At 43.1% G+C, this 9,204-nt stretch carries 10 protein-coding genes; 5 read left to right on the forward strand and 5 right to left on the reverse strand.

What is annotated here, in order from left to right; all coding sequences use genetic code 11:
* The first annotated feature begins 602 nt into the window (after positions 1-602).
* On the forward strand, positions 603-821 hold the full coding sequence (locus AAEY80_RS12730; protein WP_025668532.1) for a DUF2788 domain-containing protein: 219 nt from the start codon (positions 603-605) through the stop codon (positions 819-821).
* A gap of 160 nt (positions 822-981) precedes the next feature.
* On the opposite strand, the gene AAEY80_RS12735 is transcribed toward AAEY80_RS12730, so the two are convergent.
* From AAEY80_RS12735 to cmoA, 5 genes are all read right to left on the reverse strand, one after another.
* The gene (locus AAEY80_RS12735; protein ID WP_350588411.1) at positions 982-2,103 is read right to left on the reverse strand and encodes a DUF1176 domain-containing protein; all 1,122 of its coding nucleotides are present in this window, start codon (positions 2,101-2,103) and stop codon (positions 982-984) included.
* 32 nt (positions 2,104-2,135) lie between these two features.
* Positions 2,136-3,212, reverse strand: a complete 1,077-nt coding sequence (cmoB, locus tag AAEY80_RS12740) for a tRNA 5-methoxyuridine(34)/uridine 5-oxyacetic acid(34) synthase CmoB (protein ID WP_201582886.1) — start codon at positions 3,210-3,212, stop codon at positions 2,136-2,138.
* Between the two features lie 272 nt (positions 3,213-3,484).
* Positions 3,485-3,718, reverse strand: coding sequence for a hypothetical protein (locus tag AAEY80_RS12745; RefSeq protein ID WP_350588412.1), 234 nt, complete (start codon positions 3,716-3,718; stop codon positions 3,485-3,487).
* Positions 3,719-3,774: 56 nt separating this feature from the next.
* Complete coding sequence (locus AAEY80_RS12750) at positions 3,775-4,062, reverse strand: hypothetical protein (protein ID WP_201582883.1); 288 nt, start codon at positions 4,060-4,062, stop codon at positions 3,775-3,777.
* 31 nt (positions 4,063-4,093) lie between these two features.
* Complete coding sequence (gene cmoA, locus AAEY80_RS12755; protein ID WP_201582882.1) at positions 4,094-4,867, reverse strand: carboxy-S-adenosyl-L-methionine synthase CmoA; 774 nt, start codon at positions 4,865-4,867, stop codon at positions 4,094-4,096.
* Positions 4,868-5,182: 315 nt separating this feature from the next.
* Between cmoA and msrA the strand changes: the two genes are divergently transcribed.
* The 4 genes from msrA to AAEY80_RS12775 all read left to right on the forward strand — a co-directional run bounded on the left by msrA (position 5,183) and on the right by AAEY80_RS12775 (position 9,048).
* Positions 5,183-5,704: a peptide-methionine (S)-S-oxide reductase MsrA gene (gene msrA / locus AAEY80_RS12760; RefSeq protein WP_025650891.1), complete on the forward strand. Its 522-nt coding sequence runs from the start codon at positions 5,183-5,185 to the stop codon at positions 5,702-5,704.
* 174 nt (positions 5,705-5,878) lie between these two features.
* The gene (tmpT, locus tag AAEY80_RS12765; RefSeq protein ID WP_101211113.1) at positions 5,879-6,547 is read left to right on the forward strand and encodes a thiopurine S-methyltransferase; all 669 of its coding nucleotides are present in this window, start codon (positions 5,879-5,881) and stop codon (positions 6,545-6,547) included.
* Between the two features lie 69 nt (positions 6,548-6,616).
* A complete protein-coding gene (locus AAEY80_RS12770) occupies positions 6,617-7,330 on the forward strand; it encodes a DUF1499 domain-containing protein (protein ID WP_025650889.1) in 714 nt (237 codons plus the stop codon).
* A gap of 224 nt (positions 7,331-7,554) precedes the next feature.
* Positions 7,555-9,048, forward strand: a complete 1,494-nt coding sequence (locus tag AAEY80_RS12775) for a lytic murein transglycosylase (RefSeq protein ID WP_025650888.1) — start codon at positions 7,555-7,557, stop codon at positions 9,046-9,048.
* Positions 9,049-9,204: the final 156 nt, after the last annotated feature.

Genomic DNA, 9,204 nt, shown 5'->3' on the forward strand with positions numbered 1-9,204 from the left:
AACTCAGATAAATAAAAAATGGTACAAAAAATGGGGCGAATGCGCGCAGTCGGTAACGGCTTATTATAATAGCGACTGACATGGCAGGTGACAAATTCATATAAAAGGATAAATAACCTGTAAATATAACAATCTTTACGCTTTATTGCACTATTTGCGCCAAAATTAGCACCAAAATCTTACGGTGATGAAGGTTCGCACTCATATTTGAGATTAATTGGAAGTTATTTAGCATTTCGGGTTCAGATTGAGAGCACACCCTAATAATGAACATAATTGTATCTTTCCTGTTGTCTCACTGATAGCGGTAGTTTATACCCACTGACTTCCGCGTTATAATGACGCTTTGTATTTTGCCCCTCTATTTAATTTTCATTTATTATTTTATTGCTGCTCATTATTTGAGGAGTGATGCGCTTTTTTAGGGTGATTTTTAAAAAGCGATAAAGTTGGTTCACTATAATTTGGATATAAGGAAGCTGAGCGAAAGTACTACCAATAGTAGACCAAGCAAGGCTAATACCCTATCCAATTTATAGTGAATTGACTATAAGATAATAGCGTTAAATAGATGGCATGTTACTACTCTATAGGATTAAGCCATGTTTGCTATTGCTGCCAGTACCGTCACCAGTTGGGGGCTGTACGTACTATTACCCATATTTATTGCGTTTTTATTCTTTATCATTTGGGACTTATCAAAACGCTCTGAAGCCGGTCGCGCCGGTACTTTTTGGATGTTTTTAGCGCTTGGTGCGGGCTTTATAGGATTTATACTCAAGGTGCTAATAGAAGTGGCGTTTAACAAATGGTTCATTTAAACAGATCTCTTATTTATAAACCATAAGAAAAACGGATAGCGCTATTCGTCAATGATAATATGACTGACCCTGTCGCTAATAGACAAAGTCACCAATAAAGAGCCGTCGCTGCCAAAGTCATTATTCATGTTGTTTATGTGAGTGTATTAAAGCAAATCATTCACTTATCTGACTGCGAGATAACGTCACTCACGTAAGTCGGCAAATCCCACGCGCCACCGGCGAAACCCCGGCACATTCCTGTGCTGGAATCTTCCGCTTGAACAAAGTCTTTTCCATCCCAAACCCATATCGCCCGATTCCAGCAATCGCCAACCCCGCGGTCTTTGTGTGTTGCCCAAATCTCGCCATTAGAATAATCATTGCCCATGGTAGTAATTAGCTGCGAACGACGGGGTTTTGCCTTGTCAATCAGCCAATAACCATAGCCTTCGTTGTATGCGCCCTGCCAACAAATATGACTGGCTAATGTATGGGTAGCATCTACGGGTGTAAATTCCCAGTCTAGCCTATCAGCGCCATATTCTTGCATTCGTTGGTACGCTTCGGTCTTTGGATTGACCAACTCACAGTCTCCCATATCGTCTTCAGAGCCGATAAGCTCCTTAGCATCAATATCAATCCACTTATTTATATTTTTTTGAAAATACACTAGCTTTGCAGGGTCGAGCTGCTGTTTATCATCAGAATATGAGATCGCTTTTTTAATGACGGAGACTGGTTTGGCTGCTTTAGGCCTTTGCCGATTGGGATTGTTTTTGCTCACTAGTGCTACTGGTGTCCCTACTCTTCCTTGCACCTCGTCAAGCTTGAGCAGCACGGCACTCATGCCTTTATCGCTGATTATCCAACGATCATCACCCGCTCTTATCTCTATCTTAGTATTTTGACGCGAATGACTTAGAAGCTGCTGAGTTTGCTTAGTATTAAGCTCACCCTTCTCAATGGCACCATAATTTTTATTGTTTAGCCAAAGCTCTGTTGCCCTCAATTCATTGTCGCTACTATCCACCTTGTCTTCTTGGTATTCAAAAGCCACCTGTACGTTTGGTATCGACTTTTGCGGTAAAGCTGTCAATAAAATCGAGGCAGGTGTCTCTAACATGCTCTCATCTGCATAACCCGCCGCTCGGCAAGTCAAGGTATTATCACAGACCAGTTGCCAATCATCCTGCACAAAGCCCCACCCTTCAAATGGCGTACCATAGGCAGCATGAGCAGATATGGACGTCAATGGCAGCAAACCCATCATAGCACTGAGTAAAATCGTTAACTTTTTCACTGCCCATTTTCCTTATGGTAGGTAAGTACGAGCTACTTTTTGGCAATCAAGGTCGCGCGCATCGGTGCAGGATAGCCTTCGAGGGTTTTGCTAGAATCATTGGGGTCTAAAAAATCGGCTAACGAATGATAGGTCATCCATTCCGTTTTACGTTGTTCCTCAATCGAGGTTACGGCTACATCTACGCAGCGCACGTCTGAGAATCCAGCCTTTTCTAGCCAGCCAATTAATGCGGCGACTGACGGCAAAAAATACACGTTATTCATTTGCGCATAGCGATCATGCGGCACCAGTACCGTATTGGCATCGCCTTCAATGACCAAAGTCTCAAGCACCAACTCACCACCTTTTACCAACTGTCCTTTGAGTTGTTGCAGGTGCTCAAAGGGTGACTGACGATGATACAGCACGCCCATACTAAACACGGTATCAAACAGCTGACTGTGCTCTGGCAATGCTTCTAATGGCACGGGAATATAATGGGTACGATAACGACCTGTACCATGAACATGAGTATGAGCATCAGCGTTACCCACAAAATGACGAATCGCCATAAACTGATGATAAAACAGGCAAGACGGATCAATGATAATGACTGTATCCGCGCCAGCCCCTGCCATACGCCAACCGTGATAACCGGAGCCGCCGCCGACATCTAAAACACGCCGACCTTTTAAATTTCCTAAATGCGGTGCGACCCGCTGCCACTTCCAATCACTGTGCCACTCGGTATCTATAAAAATTGGCGCGGCTTGTTGATCTTCATTCTGACCACTATCGACTTGACCACCAATCTGAAAAGGCCCTTTGCGCCATGGCATCAATTGCTTTAGTAGCGCCATGGTTTGTTTGCGCTCAGAGTCACTCAACGGCGCATTCAGCGTCAATATGTCACTGTCCAAATCCACATTATCAACGGCTAATGTTGGCAAACGTGCTACCGACGCTTGATAAGCCGGCGCATGCGCATAGTTGGCTTTATCCTTGATATCATTTAACCACGTGGGTAATTTTGACAGCCACTCATAGGCGCTCGGCTGCTGCTGTGCCAGCTCTAATAAGGTTAAATACAGTTCGCGTTCGGCGTGGATGATAGTGTCGTTAAGCATAAAAGCAGATTACCGTGTTGATTGTTATTTAAATGGATAATAATGAAAACAGTGAAAGTAAAGAAAAAGCAAAAAAAATGAGCCTCAAGATTGGAGTCCTTTAAGAGTGGGCAAATATGCGAGGCATAGCTCGGTGTTCTTTAATAATTATGCTCGCGCCTCGTCCCTCGGCAGAAGCATATACTTCGTAGGGTGTGCCCAGCGCACCTGAAATTTCTTTAAATAGAATTTTCTAATAGCTCATAACGCGAGTATTTACTTGTGCCATTAAATTAACTATATCTTACGCATGTCCTTAGAATTTCTGCTTCACTACGAAAGTCTTCATATTCAAAAACACTATCACTATTATCCTGACTTTTGAAAACAATTTTGCCTTCTTCTAACCAATGTAAGACATTTTTAGCATCATCAATAATCTCGGGATAAAACTCATTTAAGATACCATCCATACTACTGTTTGATACCGATGTATCGATGTCTGTTAGGCGAACTCCATATACCATCCCTAGCCTATTGAGAAAATTATAACCATCGTAATAGAGGTGGTACATCATATAAATCACATCACATCACAACACTTATCATCTCTATCAATAATTGAGTTTAAGTACCCTTTTATGCGATCAGCTTCAAATTTATAAAAATGGACGTATTTCGCAAAACTATCATAAAAACGGTAATAAAAATTATCTTCAGAACTATAATCAAATGAAATCAATTCAAGATACAAATCAGGGTTGCTAAACTCTAATACATCATCTTCATACAACCATTGCTCAAATGATTGTATGCTCATTTTTTGTGTTAATACTTGATGGATCTTTATCTCGACTGTAGATGGAATCATATTAGTGCCTTGTTAGCTCCCAGAATGAATTCTATTTAAACGCCACCACAGAAACGAAATTCAAAAACTGAAACCATGTCAGATGACGCTTAAAACCAACATCACTCAACCGTGCATGATGCTCATCTAAAGTATCGGTAATCAAGACGTTTTCTAGCGCATTACGCTTGCCGCTGATTTCCATCTCGGTATAGCCATTGGCGCGCTTAAAGTCGTAATAACGCTCAACCAACCATGCATCATACTGCTCATCAAACGCATGGGTTTTCTCAGTTAGTACTAGTATGCCACCTTCACTTAATGCGGCATAAATTTTCTCTAATACTGCAACTCTATCGGCAGCAGGTAAAAACTGTAACGTTAAGTTCAAAATCACCATATCGCAGGGTTCAAGCTCAATATCACGAATATCCGCAGTGATCACTTCTATATCGTGCTCAGGATAATGATCATTCAATAAAGTCGTCGCTTCAGTCGTCATCGCCGGTGAGATATCAATCGCTTTGATCTGCAAGTCTTGCGGCTCAAACTCGCCTGCCAACGTCATACTTGCCGCCCCAAGTGAGCAGCCCAAATCATAAATGCGACTGACACGCTGACCATTATCATCCTGCTGGCGATATTTACAATGACGACGGGCAAATATGGGTAGCATGGCTAATACCTGACCATAACCAGGCACACTGCGACGAATCATATCAGGGAAACAAGCCACCACTTGCTCATCAAAGGAAAAGCGCGCCGCTTTATCGAGTGGCGTTGTGAATAAGGTGTCATGTTTGATAGCAGGCTTGGCTTGGTTCATGGTGCGACTCGTTTTTGGTTTTTGGTTTTCGACATTGAAACTTTGATTGGGAAATGCTCAGTGGTTCTGATCGATACTATTTAATCGATGCTATTCAACTGATAGCGTTAGCCCAGAGCGGACTAACGTAGCAAAAGCCCATTATAACATTACTGTTTGTTACTTATCGCAGCCAACTGCCCTGCTAAGCTGATTAGGTCGCGCTAAGGGTAATAAACTCTTCAAAGTAACAAGTCATTGAAAAATGACATCATTGCATCCAAATAAAGACCTTAGCCTATCTCTATAACAACATCTATAATAATAGGAAAAATTATGCAAACCATTATATTAGGCGGTGGCTGTTTCTGGTGCACCGAATCTGTATTTTTATCCGTCAAAGGCGTACAGTCTGTAGTTTCAGGCTATATGGGCGGCGATGCTGTCTCTGCTAACTATGAAGCCGTCTGCGGCGGCGACACCGGACACGTTGAAGTCATCAAGGTTAAGTTTGATGAGTCTATCGTCCCGTTAGAAGTCATACTCGATGTTTTCTTTGCCACTCACGATCCCACCACGATGGATCGTCAAGGCAATGATGTTGGTAGCCAATATCGCAGCGTGGTGTTTTACACAGACGAAGATCAAAAACCAACCGTCGATCGCACAATCAACAAACTACGCGACATGGGTCTCAACGTCGTCACAGAAGTACACCCTGCCGTTGAATTTTATCAAGCAGAAGAGACCCATCAAGACTTCTTCAATAGAAATCCGGGACAGGCTTATTGCAACTTCGCCATACCGCCAAAGCTTGCCAAATTGCGTAAAGAGTTCAGTAAGTACATGGTGAGCTAAACAAAACGTTAAATAAGAAACTGCTGAAAAAGCATAGTTCTTAGAGCGACTTTTAATCATACCCAAACGCTTATTCCATAGGCGTTTGGCTTTTTAATACCCTTAGTATTATTAACCAAAAAGCTATTATAAAAATAACTAATAATATAAACTTCAATGAATAAAGGCGAACTTATGAACCCTGAATTTTGGCAAGCGCGCTGGCAAGAGAAACGCATTGGTTTTAATCAGTCTGAAGTTAATCCGTTATTAACGAAATACTTTAGCCATTTAAACGTGCCCACTGGTGGTCGAGTATTTGTGCCTTTATGTGGTAAGTCAATAGATATGGCATGGCTAGCAGCGCAAGGCTATGACGTGGTTGGCGTTGAACTGGTTGAGACAGCCGTACAAGAATTCTTTGCTGAACAAAATATCATACCTACTGTACATCAGCATGTGCGTAATCCAGCGATCAAATATTATCAAGGTCAGCTAACAGGACGAACAATAACGTTATGGGTCGCTGATATTTTTGCGCTAACAGCTGAGGATATTGGCTTTGTCGATGCAGTATATGATAAAGCGGCATTGATTGCCCTGCCAGCCAATATGCGTATGAAATATAGCGAGCACGTACACAAACTTGGTGTTAATGTGAGTAATAAAATAGCGCCGCAACTGTTACTCACATTGAATTATGACCAAAGTAAAAAGAATGGACCACCCTTCTCGATTAGTAGCGAACAGATACAGCAATACTATGGCGAGCACTATCAAATTAACGAGCTGATAAATGAACCTGCTACTATTGGCTCCGCACCTGAGCTAAAAGTCACTGAGCATGTTTGGCTGTTGAATTAAATATAAGCTTAATTATCGCAATGATTCAATAGTGATTAAGCGACGATTAAATCATAACGGAGAAACCTAATGAAAGCTCTAGTTAGTCTCGTCAGCTTAATCGCCTTTTTGCTGGTGGCGTTACCCGGTCCGCTTTATAAATATGGCATCGTCGATTTGGGTACCGCCTTTACGGGATTTAAATTCGGCGTGTTTGCTGGCATCGCTGCCCTTATCTTACTCGTTTTACAAATGATATTTAAACGCAAAACAGTGACACTTGGTAGCACGGTAATAGCGCTGCTACTGTCTGCTATTGCCATAGCTATGCCGCTAAGTATGATGAATAAAGGCAAAAGTGTACCGCCTATTCACGATATATCGACCGACTTGATTAATCCACCTAAGTTTGTGGCCATTGCCCCACTACGCGCTGACGCGCCAAATCCCGTTGAGTACGCAGGTGCGGAAGCTGCAAAACAACAACGTGACGCCTATCCGGATCTGCAAACCTTAACCTATACGCAATCAAAGTCTGAATTGGTCAAGGCGACCGAACAAGCCATCAATAATTTAGGCTGGGATTTGGTAAATAGTGATGTGGATAAAGGCATTGTCGAAGCGACAGATAGTACGATGTGGTTCGGCTTTAAAGACGACGTTGTCGTACGTGTGACGGATAACGGCAGTGAGCGTCTGCTCGATATTCGCAGTAAGTCACGGGTTGGCGGTAGCGATTTGGGCAAAAATGCAGAGCGCATTCATAACTTTATTAATGAGTTGGATAAGGTTTTGGAGAAGTAGTTGGGTTTTAGTGAAAATAAGGATCTACTAAGATGCTAGGCATTTTGACACTAGACTTTTCCATCCAAAACCCTCTCCTAACCTCACGCCAGCGTCCATTTATAGTAACTGAGTGCTTCGATACCTTTTCTTTACTATTTAGATTGGTTACTCTAAGTCCATACTACCTTAACCAGTTCTGCATCCTCTTTTAATGACCACTTTGACGTTTATAGGACATTTTCATGCGTTTGACTCCAGTTTCTACTTTATCGATACTTAGCCTTGCTGTTGGTTTGAGTTTTGCTAGCACTGCCCAAGCGGCCAAACCTCCAGCCCCAGACTTATCTAATGCCGAGCTGCAACAATGTTTAGATGGATTAAAAAACTCTAGCAAATTTAGCGGAGTTGATGGTTATACCTTTAACAACTATCGCCCAAGCCAGCCTGATCCTAGCGTCATTCAATCGTTGAACTATCAACCAGAGTTTCAAAAAGACGTTTGGGATTATCTCTCATCACTGGTCGATAGCGAGCGTGTCGAAGATGGTATCCGCGCCAAGCGTCAATGGAGTGATACGCTACGTAAAATCGAATCACGCTATGGGGTCAAAGCCGAGCACGTACTAGGCGTCTGGGGTGTTGAGTCAAACTTCGGTCAGACATTGGGCAAAAAGCCGTTGTTTGAATCCCTAGCGACGCTGTCTTGTTTTGACCGTCGTCAGAGCTACTTTCAAGGTGAATATGCCAATGCACTAAAAATCGTCCAAAATGGCGATATCGCGCCCAGCGATATGACTGGCTCATGGGCAGGCGCTTTTGGGCAAACGCAGTTTATGCCGAGCACCTTTTTAGAATTGGCCGTTGATTTTGATGGCGATGGTCGTCGCGACTTGGTCAATAGCGTCCCTGATGCGCTAGCCTCTACCGCTAACTTCTTGGACAATCGTGGTTATCGTACTGGCGAGCCGTGGGGTTACGAAGTCAAGTTGCCCAGTGGTTATTGGGCCGCCTCTGACCGAAAGAACAAAAAGTCTATCAGCCACTGGCGCGATCAAGGGCTAACGCTCGCCAATGGCAGTCCATTGCCTTACGACTTGAATAGTGCAGGATTACTATTACCTGCAGGCGCTGAAGGCCCTGCTTTCTTAGTGGGTAAAAACTTCGATACGTTTTATTCGTACAACGCGTCAGAGAACTACGCCTTAGCCATCGCGCATTTGTCAGACCTAATTACCAAAGAAGACAGCAGCAAAACTGACTTCGTCACTGCTTGGCCTACCGATGATCCGGGTATCAGTCGCCAGCAAGCCAAAGACATTCAGCAAGCGCTGTTAAATGCTGGTTATGATATTGGTGAAGTCGACGGCATTATTGGAGACAATACTCGCACTGCGATTCAGCAGTACCAAACCAGTAAGGGCATCTTCCCCGCTGATGGACGCGCAGGACAGAAATTTTACCGTTCAATCATTGGAAATGCAGGAAACATAGCTCCAAGAAGCACACAATATGGCAACCAATATGGCAACCAATATGGGCAACCAGCGAACAGTCAGCCTTTACAGCCTGCCTCTGCTGATCGCATGGGACAGTTGATTCAACAACAAACGAGCAGTCCCATCACTTACTCCCCTCAGTCGTCAGTCCAACCATCAAGTTCTGGCAATACGCGTTATCGCCGCGTGACAAGTGCCGATGGTAGCGTGAAGCTCGTGCGTGTTGACGAAGGTTCATAGCACTACAGCATGTCCTCATTTTTATTACTATTTTTAAAATGAGGGCATGCGCTAAGTTTGTGATAAACCTAATTGTTATAGACCTAGATTCAAATAAGAAGTGCAACGTTTTAAAAGAATGAGTTGAAGAGTAAGATGTGCCGTGTTGCATTTCAA

The sequence above is a fragment of the Psychrobacter sp. 78a-MNA-CIBAN-0178 genome (assembly GCF_040309625.1).
Lineage (GTDB): Bacteria > Pseudomonadota > Gammaproteobacteria > Pseudomonadales > Moraxellaceae > Psychrobacter > Psychrobacter okhotskensis.